Here is a 24,078-nt window from a genome sequence, read left to right as displayed (position 1 = left end):
AAACATGAAAGATCTCCACAGAAAAGATGACCGTGTCCTTTGGGCATTAAAAAAGATCATTCATTTATGCCTGAAAGCACTCAGCTTTTTAATGACAATTATCATCTTTTTAGGCGTGATTGATGTGGCATGGATGATTTATCAAAAAATCATTGCTCCCCCTGCCTTTGTGTTAAGTATAAGTGACATTTTAGCAACTTTCGGAGCATTCATGGTCGTCTTAATCGCCATAGAAATTTTCCAAAATATCATTCTCTACCTAAGGGATAACGTTATACATGTAAAAATTGTCCTTGCTACCGCACTCATGGCTATTGCCAGAAAAGTCATTATTTTAGATTTTGACGAGTTGTCACCTATGTATGTATTGGGCACGGCAGCGGTATTGCTTGCAACTGGAATAACGTACTACGTTGTCCATAAAATACCTGATTCCAGTCACCAGGAATCGTGAAAAAAACGTAACTATACAGCGAAGACAACCAGGACCGGGCCTCTGCCGGGGTGAAGTTGACCAGCCACATAAGCAGTGCTTTTATTACCCCAGCCGCCCCTGCAGCCAGGCTGAGATATGACCGATCTGCTGCGGACAAACATTATGCTCCATCGGGTAGGTTCTATACTGGACCTTGTAGCCTAGAGCAGTGAGTTCTTCCGCCGCCTTTATGCCCAAAGGCTCAGGGACCACTGGATCCAGGGTACCATGCTGAATCTCGATGGGAATATTTGCGTTTGCCTGATTTCGCTCAATAGTCTCACTGGTGGCAAAATAGGTGGACATTGCCAACAGACCGCCCAGTGGTTCCGGGTAGGTCAAGGCCAACTGATAAGCAACCGCTCCCCCCTGGGAAAACCCAGCCAACAAAATCCGCTCACTGGCAATTCCCCGCTCAATTTCGGCGTCAACAAAACCTCTTACCTTTTCGGCAGAGGCCATCAACTGCGTCGTATCGACTTTCCTGTTGATATCCATCTCAAAAATGTCAAACCAGGCAGGCATCACATATCCGCCATTGACGGTTACTGGAATCTTTGGCGCATGGGGAAAAATAAATTTAATTTTCAATTCCGGAGGAAGACGCAATTCCGGGACAATTGGCGCGAAATCATTACCATCAGCACCAAGACCGTGCAGCCATATAATTGCTGCATCAGGGTTAGGATCGGTAGTTTGCTCTATGGCTGGTAAGAGGGACATGGTGTAATTCTCCTTGAATATATATCTAAAGGTGTCACGTGGATGATTATGCATCGTCTTCCAAGCGATATTTTCGTTGATTAAGCAAGCGCTGCAGTTCCATATCGGCTGCATCTCGCCGCTCGCCCACTTTTCGAGCTGGATTACCTGCCCAGATCTCCCAAGGCTGAGGATTTTTTGTTAAAACAGATCCAGCCCCTACTACCACCCCATCTGGTATATGGGTCACTTGGTAGAGAATTATAGACCCATCATGAATCCAGACGTCACTGCCTATTTTCTTGTCCTGCCAGATGACGCCATGCTCCTCTTCTAATTCCAATAAAGGTCTTTTACCCAGATGGATGTGGTCATGCGTGTACACCCTTACTCTGGCCCCGATATTGGACCATGCCCCCATCTGGATGGAGCCGGTACAATCCAACAGAGCAAAACGGCTGATCATCACATTGGTCTCTCTTTCCGGAGATTGAAAGACCTCGGGCGTGAAAATCAATCTGCCGGCATGAATATGCTTGTGAGGAAGCCTGACAGCCACCTGCAGAGCTTTGTCCAATTGCTGTTTGGTAAGGGTGGTAGAACGATACTCCATTATGAACGAGTGTCCCAATTATTGCTGCAGAGAACGATTGACAATCTCTCCCACATCTCCTGACAAGGTCGGTGTATCCTGCAGGCGCTTGAGTTGTTGTTTGATCAACTCCTGCCTGGCCACATCATATCGACGCCACTGGGTCAAAGGAGTCGCCAACCGGGCGGCAATCTGCGGGTTTAATGGGTCGAGAGTAAGGATTATATCACCAAGAAAAGCATAACCTTTGCCGTCTGCAGCGTGAAATTGGGCGTGGTTGGCACTACAAAAGGCTCCTATCAATGAGCGCACCTTGTTAGGATTCTTGAGGCTGAATACTTCATGTTCCATCAGGTTACGAACACGCTCCAGTGTTCCCGGTAAAATGCAGGTCGCCTGCAGGATGAGCCACTTATCCATGACCAGGGGATCCTGATGCCATTTGTTATAAAAATCGGCCAACAGCGTATCTCCCTGCTCCCGGTCAGCATTAACCACGCTTTGCAGGGCTGCCATGGTATCGGTCATATTATCACTTGTGTTATACTGCTCCAGCCCAGTATTGATGGTGCCATCCGTCTTGTTTGCCAGGAGATAACCGAGACAACAATTTTTCAAGGCTCTTTCGCCAACCTGCCGGGTCTCATATTGATACGGGTTATCTGTTTGCAAGGATTTATATCGTTTTTCAAACAGCGGCGCGAGTTCCCTGGCAACCTGCTCCCGAAATTGGTTACGCACACTAAAGACAATCACCGGATCAACGACCTCCAGTTGCTGGCTGATCCAATTTTCTGACGGCAAAATCAAGGCCATAGCAAGCAAGGCTGGATCACTTACGGTATCTTCCAAGAGTGCCTTTATCCCTTCGATAAGTATCGGAGCGACGCTTACCTTTTTTTCCGGACTATACTCGTCAATCTGCTCCAAAATACAAGCAAGACTGAGTTCCTGGGCAGCATCCCAACGATTAAAAGGATCAGGATCATGGGCCATGAGAAAGGCCAGCTCCTTGGGCGAGCGTTGAAAATCAACCAGTACCGGAGCTGAAAAATTCCGTAAAAAAGAGAGCACAGGTTCCTGCTCCAGGCCAGTAAAAACTAAATCCTGTTTTTCCTTGGACAGCGGCAGCACAACGGTTCCAGCTTCATCGGCCAATTCACCGGACGCTGCCTGCGGAGTGAGTACCTTCCCCTGCTTATCAAGCAGTCCGATACATAGCGGCATGAAAAAAGGTTTTTTCTCTGTAGCTTCCGGAGTAGGAGGACAGGACTGTTCCACATGGACTGTAAATTGTTTTTTCGCGTCATCAAAGGAAGTGGTAACCTCCAGCTTGGGAGTACCAGCCTGGCTATACCAGTTTTTAAACTGACCGAGATCAAAGCTATTGGCATCTTCCATGGCCTGCACAAAATCATCACAGGTTACGGCTTGTCCATCGTGGCGTTCAAAATAGAGATCCATACCCTTTCTAAACCCCTGGGCACCGAGTAAAGTATGCATCATGCGGATAACTTCTGCGCCTTTGTTATACACAGTGAGGGTATAAAAATTATTAATCTCCACAAAAGAAGCCGGTCTCACCGGATGAGCCATGGGGCCGCCATCTTCCCTGAACTGGAGAGAACGGATGATATTAACATCCTGAATCCGCTTGACTGCCCGTGAACCCATGTCTGAAGAAAACTCCTGATCCCTGAAAACCGTCAGCCCTTCCTTAAGGCTTAATTGAAACCAGTCCCTGCAGGTAATTCTGTTGCCGGTCCAGTTATGAAAATATTCGTGGCCGATAACCCCTTCAATACCATCAAAGTCATTATCGGTCGCTGTTTCGGGAGTAGCCAAAACATACTTGGAGTTAAAGACGTTCAAGCCTTTATTTTCCATGGCTCCCATATTGAAATCATCCACCGCAACAATCATGAAGGTATCAAGATCGTATTCTCGACCAAAGACCTGCTCATCCCACTGCATGGACTTTTTCAGCGACGCCATTGCATGAGCGCATTTTTCCTTATTTTTCTCTTCAACAAAAATACGTAATTCTATTGTACGTCCGCTCACAGTTGTAAATTCATCATCAATGCTGACCAGGTTGCCGGCTACCAGAGCAAAAAGATACGATGGTTTTTTAAAAGGGTCGTTCCAGGTAGCAAAATGTCGGCCGTCCTCAAGGGTGCCCGATTCAATCAGGTTCCCGTTAGACAGCAACACAGGGCAGGTCGTTTTATCTGCAACAATGGTTGTGGTAAACACGCTCATCACGTCGGGACGATCGGGAAAACAGGTAATCCGTCGAAATCCTTCTGCCTCGCACTGGGTACAGTAATTCCCGGAAGAAAGATACAACCCTTCAAGAGCGGTGTTGGCAGAAGGATTGATAAGGGTGGTAATTTCAATAGTGAAGACCTTGTCCGGCACCTCACAAATCTCCAATATCCCGTCGCTAAAGGTATATTCCCCTTCCTTTAATGCACTCCCTTCCAGCACTACTTTTTCAAGTGTCAAGTGCTCGCCGTTGAGTCGCAACGGCTGGTTTGCATCAGAATTAGGTCGGCAGATCAACGTGGAGTGTACCCTGGTCTGCTGAGGATCAAGTTCGAACCGGAGATGCACCTCGTCAAGCAGATGCGGTGGTACGGTGTAATCTTTGAGAAAAATTTCTTTTTGAGCGATTGTCATAAAAACATCCTGTATATTAAAAAAAGTATCGTAACTATTCGGCCAAAATTATAAATTATTATCGATAGATGATGATCACTTTTTCATAAAAAGGCAATGATTAGTAGGGAACTATCTGGTATCAATACCATATCATCAATTGAGCATAATAAAACTGCTGCCGTTGGGTTATGGAGCGTATGTTCCTCACGCTTAAATTATCACCTTCATCTCTTATCGCTACATCCAACACCCTCTTCGACAATAATTTTATGGCACTGACCCAGGAAGAACAAACAGATATCCTTATCATAGGCGGCGGACCCGGCGGACTCGCTTGTGCTCGCATGCTCGCAGAAAACGGAAAACAGGTGCTTTTAATCGAACGAAAGCCTGCTATTGGTCCCAAAGTATGCGCCGGCGGCATAACCTGGAGTGGTCTTCTGCAGCATGTACCGGACACATTGATTGAAAAGTCTTTTCCCGTACAGCACATCTACACCAGACAACAGCATGTACTGGTTGCGGAAAAGCAGCCGGTGGTAGCTACTGTTAACAGAGAAAAAACAGGCCAATGGATGGCAGCTAAAGCACAGGAAGCAGGTGTAAAAATATTTACAGACACCCACGCCCTAAAAATTAAAAATAGACAAGTCGTTGTTCGCCAAGGCACCGAGATAAAAAACATTGAATATAAGCAACTGGTTGGAGCAGATGGTGCCAACTCTCTCGTTCGCCGTTACCTGAATCTGAAAAACACCCTATCAGGTGTGGGGCTAAACTGTATCCTGCCTATTCAGCGAGACAATATGGAGTGGCACTTGCTACCCCATCTTTTTCATTATGGTTACGCGTGGATATTTCCTCACAAAGAAAACATATCGATTGGCGCTTATGCCCCTAAAACAGCAATTTCAACAAAACAGCTGAAGCAGAACCTTATTATTTGGGCCCGGTCACGAGGAATAACCGTCCCTGCAGATCAAATACGGGCCGGAATCGTCAATTTCGATTACCAGGGTTATGCTTTCGGCAACAGCTGGCTTGTCGGCGAGGCGGCCGGATTAGCTTCAGGGCTCACCGGAGAAGGTATATACCCTGCCATCGTTTCCGGCCAGGTTGTCGCGCAAAAAATTCTTGACCCCAACTATCCGGCCCATGAACTTGCCAGGATGGTCAAAAAACAACAAAGACATCATAAAATAATTCACTATGCACAGCGCGCCCCGGCATTATGCAGCCTGCTCATGAACCTGCTGGTTTTGTTGTTACGGGTAAAAATACTTGATTTTCGCATGCTTGAAATGGCAGACTGATGTGTGCAATCTATTAACGAGTGTCTATCAATAAATGAGGATTTTGGTTTAATAGCAGGTAAGCGGCAGACTCCGAGGCATGCGAAAAAATTTACCACAGGCATATGATTGATATCGGAGTCTACGCTTGCCTCCGAGGATAAATTTTCTCGCATAACGCCGCTATCAGGCCTAAATATCATTTATGGATGCGCACTCAGCGACCTTCTCGGTCAAGGAGTTTCCCACTAAGTAATGAACACCAAAAAGAAAAACATTTTTTACAATATCCTCTTTCTCGTGGTTTGCGGGGTCATTTTCACCTTCCTCTATATTGCGCCTCCTGAAACCACCTCACCTCTGCCTCATGATGATGATCACCAACAATTCATGCACATGAAAAAGAAGGCAGCAGAAAAACAGTGCGACCAATGTCACTCAAGTGATGGTGTCGCACCGCTACCGGACGATCACCCACCAAAATATCGCTGCTTATTTTGTCATAAACGAACCCAGCAATAGGGTATATGTAAACTATATGGAAACAAGAAACGTCTTCTACATATCCGGTTCCACAGCAATTCTTGCCGAAGACATGGGCAGGGCCCTGCTGGCACAATTTAGAGATATTCGCTTCCGCGAAGAGCGTATCCCTTTCATCCAGACTGTCGAGCAGGCCAAACAAATTCTGCAAAGAATCCTGGACCAGTCCAAAGGGGAGAAACCACTTGTTTTCTGCACCATCATGGACCAGGCAACAAGAGACGTGTTTAATGATAACCGGCTCATTTACTTTGATATCTTTTTACAGACCCTGGAGCGACTAGAAGACATCCTCCAAACCAAAGCAAGAAGAGAACCTGGATATTCAAGGCATTTTACCATTTCCAGGATGAATAAGAGGGTAGATGCCATCCATTTCTCCCTGGACCATGACGACGGCACCAAAACCAAAGAATATGACAAGGCAGAAATTATCCTTGTCGGTGTTTCCCGAACAGGGAAAACTCCAGTGAGCATTTATATTGCCACCCACATGGAATTAAAAGCGGCAAACTTTCCTCTGACCGCAGATCACCTGAACGATCATGAATTGCCAAAGGATCTGGTCCGAAATCGAAAACGGGTTATCGGGTTAACATCTTCGCCCAGGTATCTTCATGATATAAGAGAGAAAAGATATCCTGGATCATCCTACGCCAGTCTGCAAAACTGCACTAAAGAACTGCAACAAGCGCGTCAATTATTTACGCGACATGGCATTAAGGTTGTCAATGTCGAAGGTCGTTCAATAGAAGAGCTCGCAGTACAGGCAGTGCAGCATGTAGGCATGAAAAAAAATCACCAACGAGGATCCCGGCTCAAACCACTGGGATAAAATGACAAATGAGGCAATGGATACAAAAGGTGCCTTTTCCCGTATTGCTGCTGTTGTGCATAATGATTGGCCTGGCACCCTTTTCGCCTGAGCCGCATTTGGTTGAAAAAATACGGATGCTTATTCAGGGTACCCTGAAAAGACCAATTGATATTTTTGACCTGTTTTTCCATAGTGCCCCACTGGTGCTGCTTGTCGTGAAAACCTATTCCATGATAGCAACCAAAAAACGCAAAAGCTAAGGTGTGATGGACTCGTAAAAAGTCCATCACTCACTAAAGTTGGCTAAGTACAAAAGTCCGATATACAAGGCGCAGTTTTTCGCTCGAGGCTTTGGCTATACATATGGTATGTCAAAGCCTCGAGCAAAACCTGCAACACCGTAGATCGGACTTTTTACGACACCATCAATGTATAACAGATCAACGAGCTATCAACCCGGTGAGTAGTTACAAGTCAGGCACCTCTCAACCCTCTTTAACGTACGGAATAATAAATGTTTATATGGTTAACCAGCCCCGAAGCATGGGTCGCATTGGCGACCCTGACATTATTGGAAATAGTCCTGGGTATTGATAACATCATATTTATTACCATTCTGGTAAACAAACTGCCCGAACACCAGCGAAAATTTGCCCGGCAGACAGGGCTCCTGCTTGCCATGTTGACCAGACTGATACTTCTTTTGTCAATCGCTTGGGTTATGGGCCTTACCACACCATGGTTCACTATTTTTGAACAAACCATCTCCGGTCGGGATATCATCTTGGTGGGTGGTGGCCTGTTTCTTCTCTTTAAAGCAACCCATGAGATTCACACCAGTCTTGAGGGAGGCGAAGAACACAGCCATGTATCAGCCAAGGCCACTCTAGGCAGCATGCTGGTGCAGATTGCCCTGCTTGATATCGTCTTTTCTCTCGATTCGGTGATCACTGCAGTCGGCCTGGCAGATCATATTTCAATCATGGCTATTGCTATCGTGGTTGCGGTGGGGGTTATGCTGTTTTCCGCCAAAAGCATAGGCGACTTTGTCGACGCCCACCCTACCATAAAGATTCTGGCTCTTTCCTTTCTCCTTTTGGTAGGCGTTACCCTGATTGTAGAAGGTTTTGATGTCCACGTGCCCAAGGGGTATATCTATTTTGCCATGGCCTTTTCAGTGGGGGTGGAAATGCTCAACATGCGAATGCGAAAAAAACAAATTAAACCGATTAAACTGCGCAAACAGGCATTAGACTAAATTCTGCCTGGAAATCGTCTAGAATCATAGCGGTCGAAATTGACCATTTTCGTTTGATCAATTATGCTAGGTGCCACTTGTACCAAGACAGAGGCAAAAATTTCTTGCCCGTTGCTTGCCGGCAGAAAAACGATGCTCTGCTTGCTGCTTATTGCAAGTTTTTTACTTGCCGGATGGAAAAATCAGAATACAACAATGGAGAAAACTGTGCCAGACACAACCGATATAGCAACCCTGATGGATACCCCACAAATTTTACAATTACTCTTCCATCCACGCACTACCCCACAAAACACGCCGCCCAAAGATGCGGTGGATATGGATGCAACCGTTGGTGATGGTCTGCGAATCGGATGCCGCATTTTTACCGTCTCTAAAGAGGCTCCCATCATTATTTTCTTTCATGGCAATGGTGAAGTCGTTCCGGACTATGATGAAATAGGTCCTATGTACCAACAACAGGGTATCAACTTTGCTATTGCCGACTATAGAGGATACGGGTGGAGCGAAGGCACCCCATTGCTCAGCACTTTCCTGGAAGACAGCAACCAGTGCTTTGACCAACTCCGTTCCTGGTTTATTGATAACGGGTATACCGGTGATATATTTGTCATGGGCCGCTCGCTGGGTAGTGCTTGCGCCATAGATATTGCAGTTAACCGAGCCGACGACCTTACCGGCCTGATCATAGATTCTGGTTTTGCCCTCACGCTGCCGTTGGCAAAAGTACTGGGCATCGACCTTGAAGCATTTGGCCTCCATGAAGGACAGACTTTTGACAATGCGGGCAAGATAGAACAGTTTACAAAACCAACCTTCATGCTCCATGGTCAGATTGACCAACTGCTCCCGATGTGGCAAGCAGAAAAACTACATTCCATGTGCGGCGCCAAAACTAAAGAACTTCAGGTTGTCCCTGGTGCAGACCATAACTCCCTGATCGCCGTCGGTGGTGTAATCTACTTCCAGACAATCAAAAAATTTATCGATAAAGTCACTGATGCCGTGCCTGATTGGCGGGAAAGAAGAAAAGCGTTTAAAGCACAGCAGGCAGCACAACAAAATGACTGAAAAAAGAAAAGACTACCTGTCGTGGGATGAATATTTCATGGCAGTAGCCCTGTTATCAGGTTTGCGCTCCAAAGATCCCAGCACTCAGGTTGGGGCCTGCGTAGCCAACCCGCAAAATAAAATTGTCGGTGTGGGGTATAACGGATTTCCCTGGGGTTGCTCGGATGATGATCTTCCCTGGGCCAGAGAGGGTGATTTGCTCGATACCAAATACCCTTATGTCTGTCATGCTGAACTTAATGCAGTCCTCAACTCCATCACCTTCGACCTGCGTGATTGCCGTATATATGTTGCCCTGTTTCCCTGCAATGAATGCACAAAAGTCATCATTCAAGCGGGTATTCGTGAAATCATATATATGTCGGATAAGTACAAAGATACCGAATCGGTCAGGGCATCTAAAATAATGCTTGAGAAATCCAACACTCATTACCGGCCTTTTGTTCCTGAGCGAAATTCCATCCTTCTGAACTTTCAGGACCAAAAGTAATGTATTCGGCATTGAAAAAAGACCGATTCATCCTGGCAATGCCCTCTTTTTCTTTTCCTTTCCCCAAAAGGATAGCATGACTAACATCGAATATTACCAAACCTCCATATCCACCCCGTTTATTGAACTCTACAAACTGCTTAAACGGGAAAATCTTACCGCAAGCGGCGGTGAGGCAAAATTTGTAATCAGTGAAGGAATGGTCCAGGTAAACGGTACGACAGAGACAAGGAAAAGAAACAAAATCGTTGTCGGCGACAAAGTTACATTCAATGGCGTAACGTTAGAAGTAACAGAGTAACATCCTCTGCCGGAGAAAGGCAGAGGATGTAAGAATACTCCTGTTTAAGCAGTGAGTTTCCGTTGGGCTTCCAAATAGCGTGCCTCGGTTTTCTGCAGGATTTCAGCCGGCAGTTTAGGAGCAGGCGGTTGTTTATCCCAATCCAGGCTGGAGAGGTAATCCCGTAAAAACTGTTTATCAAAACTTGGCTGTGCCTTGCCTTCCTGGTATTCGTCAAGCGGCCAGAAACGTGAGGAATCCGGAGTCAACACCTCATCAATTAAGATAAGCTCGTCCCCAACCATCCCCAGTTCAAATTTTGTATCAGCAATGATAATACCCTTGGTCTTGGCATAATCGGCAGCCTTCTCATAGAGCTGGGTACTGATAGCAGCCATTTTATCAGCGATATCCTTACCGACAATTTCCTCCATTTTTTCCAAAGATATGTTCTCATCATGTAATCCCTGCTCCGCCTTTGTAGAGGGTGTAAACAGCGGCTGAGGGAATTTACCCGATTCAACCATTCCCTCAGGTAAAGCAAAGCCACAGACCGTAGTATCTTTCTGATAGGCCTTCCAAAAAGAGCCGGAGAGATATCCCCGAACGATGCATTCAATGGGAAGCACCTTGCTTCGCTTCACCAGCATGGAACGTCCTTCTAACTGATCGCGATATTGGTGACAAACAGCGGGGAACTGATCCACATCTGCAGAAATCAGATGATTGGGGACGATATCGCCGAGCAGGTTGAACCAGAACAGAGATATCTGGGTCAACACCTTGCCTTTGCCTGCAATGGGATCATCCATAATCACATCATAGGCGGAAATTCTGTCGGTAGCGACCATCAACAGCTTATCAGGATGGCCAGGGATTTCGTACATATCCCTGACTTTGCCTCGGGAAAGCAATTTCAATTCAGGACAGTCGGTGGTTATGACAGCGTTACTCATGGAAATACTCCTACAATAGTATTTAATTTGAAAGAAATGAAATTAATAATACTGATTTGAAAAAAAGAAATAGTATTAATGGAACCACAAGCAAAATGATGCACTTGGTGCCATGTAAGATATCGAGCTAATGACGTTTTTTATAAAAAACCTTTTTGTAACTATTCAGCGAAGAGCTAAAAACTGTAACTCTACCCCGAACTGTAACTGTTCAGCAGTGCTCCAAATGTTCACAAGCTGACCGATTAGCAGATAAGCTCCGACTTCGATACATCAGTATGCTGGGCGGGCAGATCGTGGAGAGAGGTAAGCGCAGACTCCGTGGGGTGCTGCTGAATAGTTACACCTTTTTTAGAGTCTGCTTGACAAGGAAACATAGCAACTTATTTTAATCATTAAAAGAAAAACCAATGCCACTAAAAGGAGGCACAAATGCCGATTATACGCTTTGCCGAAAGGGCACCATTCAGAAATCCCTGGGCTGAATTTGAACGTATCCGACAAGGTTTGGATGAATTGTCAAAAAATTACGGAGACCGTGGCCGGCAGCAGGAGAGATCAAATGTTTTTCCGGCTTTAAATATCTATGAGCAGGATGACAGACTCATAGTCACTGCTGAAATACCAGGCGTTTCCAATCAAGACCTCGACATTTCAGTGGAAGGCGAAACACTAACGCTTAAAGGCAAAAGGGAAAACGCTGTCGCCAAAGACACACCAGTCTCCTACCACCGCAGGGAGATTGAATCAGGAACCTTTAGCAGAGCGGTAGCACTACCGGTCAAAATAGACCTGGACAACCTCTCTGCCCGTTTGATTGACGGCATATTGACAATCACCCTGCCTAAAGCGGCCAAGGCAACCCCTAGAAAAATACAGATTCTATCAGAATAAGGAGGTCAAGATGAGCAATCAGGATCTCAAGGCACAACCCAAAACCCCTCATGCTGCCAGCACTGAAGAAGCAACAAAAGCTGAGAACTATTTCTCGCCGTTAGTAGATATATTCGAGACGCCGGAGGCGGTAATCGTCATTGCCGATGTTCCAGGAGTATCCCAGGAAAATGTCGAGATCTCCTTGGACGACAATATATTAACCATCCACGGAAAGATGACTGATCAGCAGCCGGTAGGCAGAGTGATACTTGAAGAATATGAGAGTGGACACTACATGCGAAAATTTACCGTTGCCGAAACCATTGACAGGGAAAAGATTGAAGCTTCCCTTGCAGGCGGGGTACTGAAAGTAATGTTACCCAAACAGGTTCCTGTGCAACCCAAAAAAATAGAAGTAAAAATGGGATAATTCTTTTTCTATAAGCAATACTGAGGACCGCTACTTAGTAGCGGCTTCTTTTGCTGAGCCAACGGGGCAAGAAGTACTGCTGTACTCTACCAGTTCAGCACTGAGAAACCCTATCAGTATTTTAGATTCTATCTCTACCGGTATGCGGCACTCGTCGTCTGTCAACCAGAAGACAGTGTCGCCATCTTTATCGTATAACCCTTTAAAACTCATTACCGGCTTGACCTTGAGGGTCGGCACTTCGCCAAAAATTGATTTACGAGGCTCCCTGCTCAGCAGCTGAACTGCAACCTCATGCCTTTTTTTATCAACAAAGGCAGGGATGATTCTGTCGGTACCTTTCATCAGTCTGAGGGCTCGGGTGATGAAGAAAGCGGAAAACTCATTGTACACGGTGCCGAGGATGGGAAACACTTCTGTTGGTTGTTGATTCTTACGATAGGTGACCTGCAGTGCTTGCTGATCATAGTGAGTCAAGCGTTTGGTTTCGCTTCCCCTGCCCTCTTTCTGGAGGACCTCATAGCGTACCGGCAGTTTCAAATCACCCTTTACATAGGTCGTAAAGGTATCGTCCACCGGGTAAAACAGCTTAAACAAGCCATAATCAGTCACCCGGACACGAATAACATACTCATCCGTCTCTGCTTGTTTTTTCACTGACAGGTAAAGATCACCTATCTTGGGGCCACCACTCCAGGAGATACTGAAGTGCATCTGCTCTTCCCCATCAAACATGTTTGCCAGTACATCAGGTCGCAGGTGTTCCATTTGCGTTTCAACAATATTGTTCTCCGCAGCCGCATCTTTTCCAGCCCAACCGGCAAAACAGGCGATGAAAAGGAAGAAATGGATATAAAAACCTGTTAACCAGATGTAGCGAGAGAAAGCCATGTAGCCACAAAGAGAGTCAGTGAAATAAATCCGTTCATTGAAAAAAACGACATCTTAATACGGGATAAATCAGTAGGAGTCACTATCAAGTGCTGATAAAACAAAGCTCCCCCAGTAATAATGATGCCTATGTAATAGAACAAGTTGAGGTCTGTGAGCACTCCTGTCAAGGTAAAGAGGACAAAGGCCAGCGCATGAAACAGAACGGCTATACGAAAACTTCTTTCGCGGCCTAAGATAGAAGGCATGGAGTGAAGTCCTGCAGATTTATCGAATTCAGCATCAAGACAGGCATAGATACAGTCAAAACCGGCCACCCAAAACAGCACCCCGAGCGAAAGCACCCAAGGATATCCGCTAAGCGTTCCAGAGACAGCTACCCACCCCCCTAGAGGGGCAAAGGCCTGAGCCACACCAAGGACAACATGACAAAGCCATGTGAAACGCTTGGTCAGCGAATAAAAGAGAGTCAGTCCCAGTGCAACCGGTGATATCAACAGCGCGGTTGTATTGAGCATGGCACAAGAAAAAAAGAAAACGCCTCCAGAAACAATCACCAGTAACCAAGATTCAAAAAGTGACACCTCGCCGGCAGGTATCGCCCGAGAGGCTGTTCGTGGATTTGCAGCATCAAACTTACGGTCAGCGATCCGGTTAAACCCCATGGCGCAGGTTCGCGCTCCCACCATTGCTATGATAATCCAGAAAAAAGTCCATACTCCTGGAACCCCTCGCCCTGCCAAAAAGGCTCCAATCAGAGCAAAAGGCATGGCAAAAACAGTGTACTTGAACTTGATCATTTCAAGCAACGTGTGCAACTTTTTCAGCATCACTCTTCTCCTTTCCACCTCTCACCTGCATTATCGGTGAGACCAAGCAAGTCACATATCCGACCTGTGTAATTTCTTGCCATTGCATCAAAGTCACGGGGCTTATTGTAGAAAGCAGGCATAGGCGGACAAAGCGCTGCACCTGCATCGTGGACGGTGAGCATATTTTTCAGGTGGGTTCGGTTGAGCGGCGTTTCTCGAACAGCCAGAATAAGCGGACGTCTTTCCTTAAGCGTCACATCAGCAGCACGGTGAATAAGATTACCGGAATAACCGCTGGCAATGGCCGCAAGGGTCCCCATGGTACAAGGCAAAACGACCATTGCATCATAACGGGCGGATCCGGAAGCCGGTTTAGCTGCAAAGTTATCTTCAGCAAACCATTGACTCACATAGGGCAAGTCAATCTTGTCAATACCCAGTTCATAGCGCAGCACCTGTGCCCCGGAAGTAGAAATAACACTGTGGACCTCTATTTTCTGCCTGTGCAGTTGTTCGAGCAGACTCGGCACATACAACATCCCTGTCGCACCGGTCACCCCTAAAAGTACACGTTTGACAGTCATATCAGCTCTTTATTCCGATATATATTGATACGATGCCAAAAGTAAGTGGCTTGCGCTGTACCTCGGTAAATCCTGCTTCACGCATCATGGATAAAAGCTCCTCTGGCTCGTAAAAAGCAGCAATGGATGAAGCTAGATATTCGTACGCTTCTTTGTCGCCGGAAACAAGCCCGGCTACGGCAGGCAAAACTTTATTGAGATAAAAGGTATACACCGGTTTTACAATGGGATTGGTGGGCCTGGAAAACTCAAGGATAAGGAGTTTTCCAGAAGGCTTAAGAACCCGGTGCATTTCTTTCAGTCCTTTCAGGGTCTGGGCAAGATTGCGCACCCCAAAAGCTACGGTGCAGCCCCAAAAAGAATTAGTTGCCGCAGGTATTTCTTCGCCATCGCCACAAACCGGGGTGATGCGATCTTTGCGCTGATCTCGCGGCAGTGCTTTTTTCCCGGCACTCAGCATATCCTCACAGAAATCTATGGAAACGACCTGTCTGGCAGAGGCCTGTCGAGCCAGTTCCAATGACAAGGGCAGGGTGCCGGCGCAGAGATCAAGCACAGCGCCATCGGGAAATTCACGAAGCAGCCTGGTCGTCTTCCATCGCCAATACCTGTCTATCTGAAAAGACAGCAGGGAATTAAGCAAGTCGTACTTTTTGCTGATGGAGGAAAATTTTTCCCTTACAAATTTTTTCTTCGCCTCAGGGGCTTCTATATTCTGCATAAAATTATCGAACCAAACTATTGTATCAGCGAAATATTTTGAGAGGCAGCGCAGCAGGCGAAGCCTCATTTCTTTTCATCAAATAGGTGAAGAACAACTCCAAGCCTTGCCTTTTGGTTACAGAAAGGTCGTGTTGTATTCCATTGAGATAACTTGAGCACATTTCGCAATCCATGGGAATACGTCTGGCTACCCTATCACAAATTTCAGCCATTTTCTCTACTCCCCTTATCCGGCAATCTACAAAAGTTTCTCTGATTGCCCGAGCCTCCTCAGGTTCCCGGTCCAGGTACTCCTGTCGAATGGCACAGACCGAAAAGACAAAAGGGAGCCCTGTTTTCCGAAACCACTCATCAGACAAGTCCAGTTGCACAGGGTACCTGTTTTCAAAACGCAAACGCAGAGCATCGTCACCAATGGCAAGCACTGCAGAGATATCATCTTCACTGTTGGTTACGGTGATGGCATTGCCGGTTGTATAGATTGGATGTACTTCGTAAAATTCTTCAAGAACAATCTTGGCGAGACGAACGGAAGTTCCTGATTGACCGGTCATAACGATTTTTTTTCCAGCCAGCTGGCCAGGAGGCACCAAGGAAAAAAGATAGACACTGCCAACAGGACCGGTGGCACTGATGGAGAGGTCAGCCAGTATTTGATAATTTTCAGGACGTGCCGCATATTCATACGACGAGACAAACCCCATATCTATCTGACCGGCTTCCAGCAGGGCATTCAGTTCACTGGGCTGGCCTTCAACAATCTGCCACGACTCAGGATATGGGGTTTCCTTCCATATTTCATAGATAGGAGCAGTATTGATGTAGTTAACCATGCCAATAAGGGCCATTATAAACTCCAAGTATGTTGTATTCGTGCAGGTTTCACCCTGCTTCCAGCGCTTACCAGATAGCGAAGGACATCTGCAGCATCGACCATGTTCTCTGGTAGGGCGACTGCCAGTACATCCGCCTTCATGCCTGCAGTCAAGGTACCCTGGTCACTGATTGCAAGCGCCTCTGCGCCACCCTTTGTTGCCATGGCAAAAATTTCGGCATCGTTGAGTTCCGGGTAATCCAGATGCAGCAACTGCATCTCCCTCCAGATAGAAACTTCAGGGTTGCTTGCCAGGCTGTCGGTGCCCAAAGCAGGCAATATCCCTGCCTCCAGGTAACGTTTTACCGGCGCCTTGCCGACCTTGAGAAACCGATTACTTCCAGGACAGAGGCACACCTTTGCCCCGCTCTTAGCAAGCATTGTCACTTCCTCATCACTTGCATGCACGGCATGCACGCAAAGAGTACGCTCATCAAGCAAACCTATCTGGGAAAGATACGTAATGGTTCCCCCGCTGCAGGCATTGACTTCGTTTAAAAAATCTTTTTCCCAGAAACCACGCTTCACCAGAAAATCAACCATTTCTCCACTGCCCTGGTTTATCATCTGGATCTCTGCCATTGTTTCGGCAACGTGGATAGGGAGAACGGCTCTGTTTTGATTAGCCCTGCGTTTTAATTGCTGCAATAACTGCTTATGCGTGGAGTAGATCGCATGGGCTGCGCACAGGATATCTGGGGATTCAGCACCTAAACGTGCCAGGTTGTCACCTAGTCTGTGGTTGCTGAAACCTAGGTATTCTTTAAAGGCGAGCAGGTTCCCGGCAAAATGCGGCATCAGCTCCTGGCCGACAGAGGTGTTGCCGATGTCGGCAATAACACTGACGCCTTCTGCATACTGCTGCTCCACAATCTTGCGGGCGGCATCTGCAACCTCATCGCCGGTCGCACCGAGCGCATCCCTTAGTGCGAGCAGAGCCAGAATCCAACCGGTGAACTGGTCCGGCGGATCTCCTTTACCAAGCTGTTCAAGATGGGACAACTCAAGATGGATATGCGCATTAACCAGTGGCGGGGTCAGAACTGCATCGGGATGTTCGACAAGAACAGCATCAGGATAGGCAGCCACCAGGTGAGCCACGGTATTAACCGCGACAATTCGGTTGTGGTGTAGAGCTACGCCTCCTCCGGCAATTGGAGGCTGATCAACCGGCACCACCCAGGGGGCTGCGTGAATGTGGACGGAATCGTTCACGAAAAATCAGACAAAAGTATAATCCATCAAACGCTGTTGCGGCGTAAACCCGGCATCAGTAACCAGATGCCTGATCTCCTTCTCAGACAGCCTGAACTTCACTCCTGCTGCCGCGACCACGTTTTCCTCTATCATGGTTGAACCGAAGTCGTTGGCACCAAAAAAGAGAGACAGTTGAGCTATTTTTGGTCCCTGGGTAACCCATGATGCCTGCACATTAGCAAAATTATCCAGGTAAATGCGGCTCAAGGCAAGCATTCGCAGATAGGTAAAGGAAGATACCTTTTCAATTTTTCTGGCTGCGGCAAGTGCGGTGTTATCAGGCTGAAAAGACCAGGGAATAAAAGCTGTAAATCCACCAGTGCTATCCTGCAGGGTGCGAAGCCTCCGCAGGTGCTCAAGGCGCTCATCAGCGGTTTCAATATGACCAAACATCATGGTCGCCGTGGTGCGCAGCCCAAGATAATGGGCCTCCTCCATCACCTGGATCCACTGATCTGCATTGCACTTTTTAGGGGCAAGTTCTTCACGAACCCTGTTGGTTAATATTTCCGCCCCGCCGCCAGGGATCGAATCAAGGCCGGCATCAATCAGTCGTCTGAGAACCTGCTTGGTGGAAAGCCCTGAAAGCTGGGCAAAATGATATATTTCCGGAGGCGAAAAACCATGAATATGAATACCGGTCAGCTTCATGGTGCGCAGCATGTCCTCATAGTACTCAAGCGGTTTGTCGGGATGCAGTCCCCCTTGGAGCAAAATCTGGGTACCCCCAAGAGCTTGTGTTTCCTTTATCTTGGCAATAAGTTCATCAGAAGAGAGCAGTTGGCCGCCCTCCTCTTCCGGTGCTTTGAAAAAAGCGCAAAATTTGCAGGCGGAAACACAAATATCGGTATAATTGATGTTTCGATCAATTACATAGCTGACAACCGGTTCGGGATGCAGCCTTTTCCTGATACTGTTGGCCAGAAAGCCAAGCTGATGAAGATCAGCTTCTTGTTCAAGAAAACGATACGCATCGTCGCTGATTCGGTCGCCCTGCTCTACTTTTGAAATAATTTCTTGTAACATAGCACACCACACTTAAAACGTTGCCAATACGTTATACAACGTATCCCGTTCAATAGGAGTGCGACCAGCTTCTTTGATAAGACGAATAAGGGTCTTGTGACCAAGAGCCTGTGCGGTTTCAGCTCCTGCCATATGTGTAATCACCTCTTCCTTGACAGTACCGTCCATATCATCGGCACCAAAAGAAAGGGCAACCTGGGCTGTTTTGGGTCCAATCATAACCCAGTAGGCCTTGATGTGAGGAAAGTTATCAAGCATCAGGCGGCTGACAGCAATGTTTTTCAGGTCATTCATCCCCGTGGTATTACTGAGATCTGACATTGCGGTATTTTTGGGATGAAAAGCAAGGGGGATAAATGCGAGAAAGCCGCCGGTTTCATCCTGCAGTTTGCGTAAGGCATCGAGATGTTCAAGACGTTCCTCTATGGTCTCGACATGTCCGTAAAGCATGGTTGCATTAGTACGCAGGCCGTGTTGATGGGCAGTACGGGCAACCTCCAACCATTGATCTCCAGGCAGTTTACGCTCACAGGTCAAGTTACGAATTCTGGGGCTGAAAACCTCAGCGCCACCACCGGGCAGGGAGCCAAGTCCGGCTTCTTTCAAAACCTCCAGCGTATCACCTACTGATTTACCAGCCAGGGTTGCCAGATGATGGATTTCAACACAGGTAAAGGCTTGAATATGTACGTCCGGCCGGACTTCCTTGATAGCCTTTAAACTATCTACATAATAAGAAAAAGGGAGTTCAGGGTGGATACCACCCACCATATGAATTTCGGTGATTGGCTCGTCCAGCCGTTCCCTGACCTTTTCCTTCACATCTGCAACGGTCATCTCATAGGCCAGCTCGTGGCCTTTCTCTCGACCAAACGCGCAGAACTTACACAGATTTGTACAGATATTTGAGTAATTAACATGCTGATTATAGATGAAAAAAGCGTCGTTTTTGTTGACTCTTTCTCGAACAATATTTGCGAGGTAGCCAAGAGCAAGGATATCCGAACTGTTATAAAGTTGCTGCCCGTCCTCCAGGGTTAAACGCTCCTGGTTACGGACTTTCTCCAAAATTTTACCAAACCCCGCTTGTTCAATATAGTTGTCCATTTGCTTTTCCCGATGGCAAACCATCTCCAAATTGTTCACAAAAAAATAAGCCCCTTGATAGCAAGGGGCTCTATTAAAAAAATAATATTTTTTCGCTTAATCAAGGAAATAGCGTAACTTATCCCTCCGGCTGGAATGTCGAAGCCTGTTCAGCGCTTTTTTCTCAATCTGACGAATTCTTTCCCTGGAGACATTGAAACGTTTCCCAATCTCTTCCAGGGTATATTCTGCTTTTTCACCAATTCCGAACCGAAGCCTTATAATTTTTTCTTCCCGCTCAGTCAGGGTTGACAACACCTCGGTAACCCGATGCGCAAGTTCTCTGTTCTGAACGGCATCATAAGGTGATTCCGACTCCTGATTTTCAAGAAAATCACCTAAGGTGGAATCATCGTCTCCAACAGGTGTCTCCAGCGAAATAGGTTCCCTTGATGCCTCTAGAATTGCCAGGATTTTATCCATTGGCAAGTCTGTCATCTTGGAGATTTCAACTGGAGTAGGCTCTCGTCCCAACTCTTTTAAAAGCGAGTAAAACGCCTTAAAAAACTGACTTCGCAGTTCAAGAAAGTGAACAGGGAGGCGAATAGTACGGGTCTTGTCCAATATTGCTCGGGTAATCGCCTGCCGAATCCACCAGGAGGCATAGGTGGAAAACTTGTTCCCTTTCTTGTAATCAAAGCGAAACACAGCCCGCATCAAGCCAAGGTTCCCTTCCTGAATAAGATCAGCAAGGGTGAGTCCTTGGTGCATATACCGTTTGGCAATGGAAACAACAAGCCGCAGGTTTGCCCGAATCATGCAGTCCTTGGCTACTTCGATGGACCGGTTGTATGCCTCAAGTTTTGTATTGAGGTCAAACAGATCGCGCACATCCTGATTATTGCGACTGGCCATGTTTACACAGTGCCGCATATAATTAAGCTGCTGTTTTTTTGGTTTTAAAGTCGGATCCCTTCGCTGCCAGAGATCGATACGCTCAACCAGCATCTCAATCTCCTTGATGCCGGTTTCATCGGCTCGAATAGCAGCAATAATTGCATCAAACCCCTCGCGAATGGTTTTGGAATATTTTGCTTCTTCTTCCGGGGTCAGTAAATCAAACTGTCCCATCTCCCGGAGGTAAGTTGTGGTTGTTTCTTCAGACTCATGTTCTTCGCTGTCCGGCAAAGAATCACTGGATGAGTCTTCATCTGTATTTTTTTTACCGGTCCATTCTTCACCGGAAAGGGTTTTTCTTTTCCCGGATTCTTCCTGGGTAACAATTTCTATATTGTTTTCCCCAAGAAAATCGAATAACTCTTCAATGGCATCCGGATCTTTTATTTTTTCAGGAAGTAATTTGTTGAGCCGCTGAAAAGTAATACAGCCCTCAACCTTACCAGCTTCAAGAAGGTCATTTTTGATACCTGCAAGCACCTGCCTTCTCCTCCCTCAACGGATATATATAAATTGATTAGCTTAAACAAAGCACAAAGAAGACGACAATCTAATGCGTTACTGCTTAAATTTCAAGTCCAGAGTTCACAGATCCGCATTTTTTCAACTTTTATAGATGCAGAAGAAGAATCCACAGGATAAACTATTCTGCATACCTCAATCTAATTTTTCATAAGCATTCTGTTCATTTTCTAGAGTTTTATCTTATATTGGTTTTAATGGTATGGACTTTAAGCAAATAGTCTTTCACAGGAAAAACACATGGCCGACACAAACACCATTGATATTTTAACACAACGATCAAGCGGCGTTCTGCTGCCGATTTTTTCCCTTCCCGGCCCTCACGCAATAGGCGATATTGGAAAGCCGGCAATGCACTTTATCGATTTCCTCCACCAGGCCGGTCAGCGATACTGGCAGATCCTCCCCTCCGGGCCTACAGAACCAGCCTTTGCCAACTCACCATACATGAGCCCTTCAGCTTTTGCAGGCAACCCGCTCTTTATCAGCACTGATGCACTGCTCGCCGACGGACTACTGGAAAATCACGACAATGAGACTATAGACACTTCGGAGTACATTGTCGACTACCCCAAGGCATTACAACTCAAACAATCTTTACTGCACAAGGCGTGGCAACGATTTATCACTAATAACCGGCAAGATACACTTGATGATTTTTCCAGCCGTCATCCATGGGTAAAAGATTACAGCCTTTTCCAGGTATTAAAAAAACGCTACGCCAATGCGCCATGGTTCCAGTGGCCGGAGACCATAAAAAAACGAGACCCGGAAACGCTGGGAAATATCCGCCGGGAATACGCTTCTTCCCTCTCCTACCATATCTTTGAACAATACCTTTTTTTTCGTCAGTGGGAAAAATTACGTAAATATGCACGCCAACGCGACGTTCGTCTTATAGGTGACCTACCTATTTACGTGGCTGCTGACAGTGCCGACGTATGGGCCAACCAAACCATCTTCCAGCTGGACCCTCGCACCTCTCAACCGACTAGCGTAGCAGGAGTACCTCCGGATTATTTTAGCGACACAGGGCAGCACTGGGGAAATCCATTATATCGATGGCAAACAACCAACCAAAAAACCAAATCCACATTATGGGATTGGTGGGCAGCCAGATTTCGTCACAATTTTTTACTGACGGATGTGCTCCGAATTGACCACTTTCGAGGATTTGAATCGTACTGGTCCATCCCTGCGGAAGAAGAAACAGCCATCAACGGAAAATGGATCAAAGGCCCAGGGCTCCCCTTTTTCAAAGATATGGAGAAAAAAATAGGTAAACTGCCCATCATCGCCGAAGACCTTGGCATCATTACCCCAGCCGTGGAAAAACTCCGAACAGATCTCGGTTTTCCCGGAATGCGCATACTTATGTTTGCCTTTGACGGTGACACCGACAACACCTACCTCCCACAAAACTACGACAACAACACCGTTGTCTACACCGGGACCCACGATAATGACACGGCTGTCGGCTGGTACCTGAACCCAACCGTTCCTGTTGAAGACAAACAAAGGGCCAAGCGCTATGCTAACCAAAGTGATATGGAGGCGGGCGTATTCCATAAAGACCTGCTTTACATGGCCCACTCTTCTGTTGCCAATGTTGCGATAGTCCCCATGCAGGATCTTTTGGGATTTGGTAACGACTGCCGGGTAAACACTCCTGGTACCATCGAAGGCAACTGGCAGTGGCGCTGCGCTTCCAGGTTTATCACCCAGGAGCTTGCGGATTGGTTAAAAGAACATACCATCACTTTCGGCCGGATGGTTGCTACAGAACAAAAAGTGGAGCAAACATGAACATTCTTCTTCTAAACGGCAGCCCTAGAGAAAAAGGCAATACCAGCATTCTGCTCGATGCAGTTCACCAAGGTATCGTTCAAAGCGGTCAGGTAGCAGAGAGAATCGACCTGCCCCTCCTCGACATTCACCCATGTACGGGGTGCGGTCATTGCGAACAAACTGGGGAATGCATCTTCGACGACGACATGCAGGAGCTTTACCTGAAAATTGCCAATGCCCAGCGAATAGTTATCGGCTCGCCCATTTATTTTTATTCCATCACCGCTCAGGCCAAGGCTTTTATAGATCGATGCCAGGTCTTCTATAGCCGCAAATACCTTCTCGGCCAAACGAGCGATGACCGTACCAACAAAAAGGGCTATTTCGTTAGCGTGGGCGCGACCGGCGGCTACAAACTCTTTGATGGCGTCCAACTCACCATCCGCTACGCCTATGATGCCATGGACTTCACCTACAACGGCGGCATCTTGGTAAAAGGTGCAGACAACGAAGGTGCAATCAACGAACAAAAAGAAAAGCTGGTGCAAGCGGTAGAATTGGGCAGACAACTTTGCGTAGAATAAAGTTTCTTTTCCTTTAAATCAGCTTGACAAAAACCTGAAAGTCCTATAAAAGAGCCGCAACTCAGACCACGACGGCCCCATCGTCTAGTGGCCTAGGACTCCGGCCTCTCACGCCGGCAACAGGGGTTCGAGTCCCCTTGGGGTCACCATATATAAAAGGAGAAAGCAGTTTGCTTTCTCCTTTTTTTATTGCTGCAATCTCCCTCCCCTATCACACCCCTCTGCTCTTGAACCCCTTGAGCACAAACCGCTTTTTTATAATTCTTATTTCCCAACATACAACCTGAACGATACAGAATAAAAAAATCGTTGAGTAATGGTGGGTTACCTGCTATCGAACAACGAGTGAATTACAAAAAAATAGTCGCTTCTCAAAACCGATAATGCCAGGGAAAAATTGGGGTCTGTCCCGAATGGCGCTAGTTTAAGGCGTTTTTTTAGTGCAAACCGGACTGATATTATTGGTTAAAAATGTTATTTTTAACCATGAAGAATAAAGTAAATCCAACACCAATGTTACCCGGTTTT

26 protein-coding genes and 1 tRNA gene are annotated in these 24,078 nt (G+C 46.7%); 14 read left to right on the top strand and 13 right to left on the bottom strand.

Annotated elements, in window-relative coordinates; genetic code table 11:
• The first annotated feature begins 4 nt into the window (after positions 1–4).
• A complete protein-coding gene (locus JWH17_RS13750) occupies positions 5–454 on the top strand; it encodes a phosphate-starvation-inducible PsiE family protein (RefSeq protein ID WP_205223203.1) in 450 nt (149 codons plus the stop codon).
• Positions 455–538: 84 nt separating this feature from the next.
• Here the strand turns inward: JWH17_RS13750 and JWH17_RS13745 are convergent, their stop codons facing one another.
• The 3 genes from JWH17_RS13745 to pepN are packed head-to-tail and all read right to left on the bottom strand — an operon-like array spanning position 539 to position 4,451.
• Complete coding sequence (locus JWH17_RS13745) at positions 539–1,198, bottom strand: alpha/beta hydrolase (protein WP_205223202.1); 660 nt, start codon at positions 1,196–1,198, stop codon at positions 539–541.
• Positions 1,199–1,244: 46 nt separating this feature from the next.
• Entirely contained in the window at positions 1,245–1,790 is a 546-nt protein-coding gene (locus tag JWH17_RS13740; RefSeq protein ID WP_205223201.1) for an acyltransferase, read from the bottom strand.
• A gap of 18 nt (positions 1,791–1,808) precedes the next feature.
• Entirely contained in the window at positions 1,809–4,451 is a 2,643-nt protein-coding gene (gene pepN / locus JWH17_RS13735) for an aminopeptidase N (RefSeq protein WP_205223200.1), read from the bottom strand.
• A gap of 179 nt (positions 4,452–4,630) precedes the next feature.
• Here pepN and JWH17_RS13730 point away from each other — a divergent pair, with 179 nt between their 5' ends.
• The 8 genes from JWH17_RS13730 to JWH17_RS13695 all read left to right on the top strand — a co-directional run bounded on the left by JWH17_RS13730 (position 4,631) and on the right by JWH17_RS13695 (position 10,205).
• On the top strand, positions 4,631–5,746 hold the full coding sequence (locus JWH17_RS13730) for an NAD(P)/FAD-dependent oxidoreductase (RefSeq protein ID WP_205223199.1): 1,116 nt from the start codon (positions 4,631–4,633) through the stop codon (positions 5,744–5,746).
• Positions 5,747–5,980: 234 nt separating this feature from the next.
• Entirely contained in the window at positions 5,981–6,247 is a 267-nt protein-coding gene (locus JWH17_RS13725) for a hypothetical protein (RefSeq protein WP_205223198.1), read from the top strand.
• A gap of 16 nt (positions 6,248–6,263) precedes the next feature.
• Complete coding sequence (gene ppsR / locus JWH17_RS13720; protein ID WP_205223197.1) at positions 6,264–7,103, top strand: pyruvate, phosphate dikinase/phosphoenolpyruvate synthase regulator; 840 nt, start codon at positions 6,264–6,266, stop codon at positions 7,101–7,103.
• 8 nt (positions 7,104–7,111) lie between these two features.
• A complete protein-coding gene (locus JWH17_RS13715; protein ID WP_205223196.1) occupies positions 7,112–7,345 on the top strand; it encodes an RND transporter in 234 nt (77 codons plus the stop codon).
• A 254-nt stretch (positions 7,346–7,599) separates the two neighbouring features.
• A complete protein-coding gene (locus JWH17_RS13710; protein ID WP_205223195.1) occupies positions 7,600–8,343 on the top strand; it encodes a TerC family protein in 744 nt (247 codons plus the stop codon).
• Positions 8,344–8,550: 207 nt separating this feature from the next.
• Positions 8,551–9,414, top strand: coding sequence for an alpha/beta hydrolase (locus JWH17_RS13705; protein WP_332468415.1), 864 nt, complete (start codon positions 8,551–8,553; stop codon positions 9,412–9,414).
• A complete protein-coding gene (locus JWH17_RS13700; RefSeq protein WP_205223194.1) occupies positions 9,407–9,904 on the top strand; it encodes a deoxycytidylate deaminase in 498 nt (165 codons plus the stop codon). The genes JWH17_RS13705 and JWH17_RS13700 overlap by 8 nt, the downstream gene beginning before the upstream one ends.
• 76 nt (positions 9,905–9,980) lie before the next feature.
• The gene (locus JWH17_RS13695) at positions 9,981–10,205 is read left to right on the top strand and encodes an RNA-binding S4 domain-containing protein (RefSeq protein ID WP_205223193.1); all 225 of its coding nucleotides are present in this window, start codon (positions 9,981–9,983) and stop codon (positions 10,203–10,205) included.
• A gap of 44 nt (positions 10,206–10,249) precedes the next feature.
• Here the strand turns inward: JWH17_RS13695 and JWH17_RS13690 are convergent, their stop codons facing one another.
• The gene (locus JWH17_RS13690) at positions 10,250–11,140 is read right to left on the bottom strand and encodes a phosphoribosylaminoimidazolesuccinocarboxamide synthase (protein ID WP_205223192.1); all 891 of its coding nucleotides are present in this window, start codon (positions 11,138–11,140) and stop codon (positions 10,250–10,252) included.
• Between the two features lie 432 nt (positions 11,141–11,572).
• On the opposite strand from JWH17_RS13690, the gene JWH17_RS13685 reads away from it, so the two are divergent.
• A complete protein-coding gene (locus tag JWH17_RS13685; protein WP_205223191.1) occupies positions 11,573–12,034 on the top strand; it encodes an Hsp20/alpha crystallin family protein in 462 nt (153 codons plus the stop codon).
• Between the two features lie 10 nt (positions 12,035–12,044).
• Positions 12,045–12,446 carry an Hsp20/alpha crystallin family protein gene (locus JWH17_RS13680; RefSeq protein WP_205223190.1) on the top strand — a complete coding sequence of 134 codons (402 nt, stop codon included), beginning with the start codon at positions 12,045–12,047 and terminating at the stop codon, positions 12,444–12,446.
• Positions 12,447–12,476: 30 nt separating this feature from the next.
• Here the strand turns inward: JWH17_RS13680 and JWH17_RS13675 are convergent, their stop codons facing one another.
• From JWH17_RS13675 to JWH17_RS24380, 9 genes are all read right to left on the bottom strand, one after another.
• Positions 12,477–13,337 (bottom strand): DUF3108 domain-containing protein, encoded by an 861-nt coding sequence (locus JWH17_RS13675; RefSeq protein WP_205223189.1) that lies wholly within the window; start codon positions 13,335–13,337, stop codon positions 12,477–12,479.
• Positions 13,310–14,167, bottom strand: a complete 858-nt coding sequence (locus tag JWH17_RS13670; RefSeq protein ID WP_205223188.1) for a UbiA-like polyprenyltransferase — start codon at positions 14,165–14,167, stop codon at positions 13,310–13,312. The genes JWH17_RS13675 and JWH17_RS13670 overlap by 28 nt, the downstream gene beginning before the upstream one ends.
• Positions 14,167–14,733 (bottom strand): UbiX family flavin prenyltransferase, encoded by a 567-nt coding sequence (locus JWH17_RS13665; protein ID WP_205223187.1) that lies wholly within the window; start codon positions 14,731–14,733, stop codon positions 14,167–14,169. The genes JWH17_RS13670 and JWH17_RS13665 overlap by 1 nt, the downstream gene beginning before the upstream one ends.
• 1 nt (position 14,734) lies before the next feature.
• Positions 14,735–15,454: a bifunctional demethylmenaquinone methyltransferase/2-methoxy-6-polyprenyl-1,4-benzoquinol methylase UbiE gene (ubiE, locus tag JWH17_RS13660; protein WP_205223186.1), complete on the bottom strand. Its 720-nt coding sequence runs from the start codon at positions 15,452–15,454 to the stop codon at positions 14,735–14,737.
• A gap of 25 nt (positions 15,455–15,479) precedes the next feature.
• Positions 15,480–16,304, bottom strand: a complete 825-nt coding sequence (locus tag JWH17_RS13655) for a menaquinone biosynthetic enzyme MqnA/MqnD family protein (protein WP_205223185.1) — start codon at positions 16,302–16,304, stop codon at positions 15,480–15,482.
• Positions 16,304–17,545 carry an amidohydrolase family protein gene (locus tag JWH17_RS13650; RefSeq protein ID WP_205223184.1) on the bottom strand — a complete coding sequence of 414 codons (1,242 nt, stop codon included), beginning with the start codon at positions 17,543–17,545 and terminating at the stop codon, positions 16,304–16,306. The genes JWH17_RS13655 and JWH17_RS13650 overlap by 1 nt, the downstream gene beginning before the upstream one ends.
• A gap of 6 nt (positions 17,546–17,551) precedes the next feature.
• The gene (mqnC, locus tag JWH17_RS13645; protein WP_205223183.1) at positions 17,552–18,613 is read right to left on the bottom strand and encodes a cyclic dehypoxanthinyl futalosine synthase; all 1,062 of its coding nucleotides are present in this window, start codon (positions 18,611–18,613) and stop codon (positions 17,552–17,554) included.
• A gap of 12 nt (positions 18,614–18,625) precedes the next feature.
• Complete coding sequence (mqnE, locus tag JWH17_RS13640; RefSeq protein ID WP_205223182.1) at positions 18,626–19,720, bottom strand: aminofutalosine synthase MqnE; 1,095 nt, start codon at positions 19,718–19,720, stop codon at positions 18,626–18,628.
• A 96-nt stretch (positions 19,721–19,816) separates the two neighbouring features.
• Positions 19,817–21,136 (bottom strand): sigma-70 family RNA polymerase sigma factor, encoded by a 1,320-nt coding sequence (locus JWH17_RS24380; RefSeq protein ID WP_205223181.1) that lies wholly within the window; start codon positions 21,134–21,136, stop codon positions 19,817–19,819.
• Between the two features lie 282 nt (positions 21,137–21,418).
• On the opposite strand from JWH17_RS24380, the gene malQ reads away from it, so the two are divergent.
• From malQ to JWH17_RS13620, 3 genes are all read left to right on the top strand, one after another.
• Complete coding sequence (gene malQ, locus JWH17_RS13630; protein WP_205223180.1) at positions 21,419–22,984, top strand: 4-alpha-glucanotransferase; 1,566 nt, start codon at positions 21,419–21,421, stop codon at positions 22,982–22,984.
• The gene (locus tag JWH17_RS13625) at positions 22,981–23,550 is read left to right on the top strand and encodes a flavodoxin family protein (RefSeq protein WP_205223179.1); all 570 of its coding nucleotides are present in this window, start codon (positions 22,981–22,983) and stop codon (positions 23,548–23,550) included. The genes malQ and JWH17_RS13625 overlap by 4 nt, the downstream gene beginning before the upstream one ends.
• 73 nt (positions 23,551–23,623) lie before the next feature.
• Positions 23,624–23,699: transfer RNA gene (locus JWH17_RS13620), tRNA-Glu, on the top strand.
• Positions 23,700–24,078: the final 379 nt, after the last annotated feature.

It is taken from the genome of Desulfogranum marinum (genome assembly GCF_016918565.1).
Taxonomy (GTDB): domain Bacteria; phylum Desulfobacterota; class Desulfobulbia; order Desulfobulbales; family Desulfobulbaceae; genus Desulfogranum; species Desulfogranum marinum.
The sequence above is the reverse complement of the archived record's forward strand: the minus strand, read 5'-3'. Positions and strand labels throughout refer to the sequence as shown.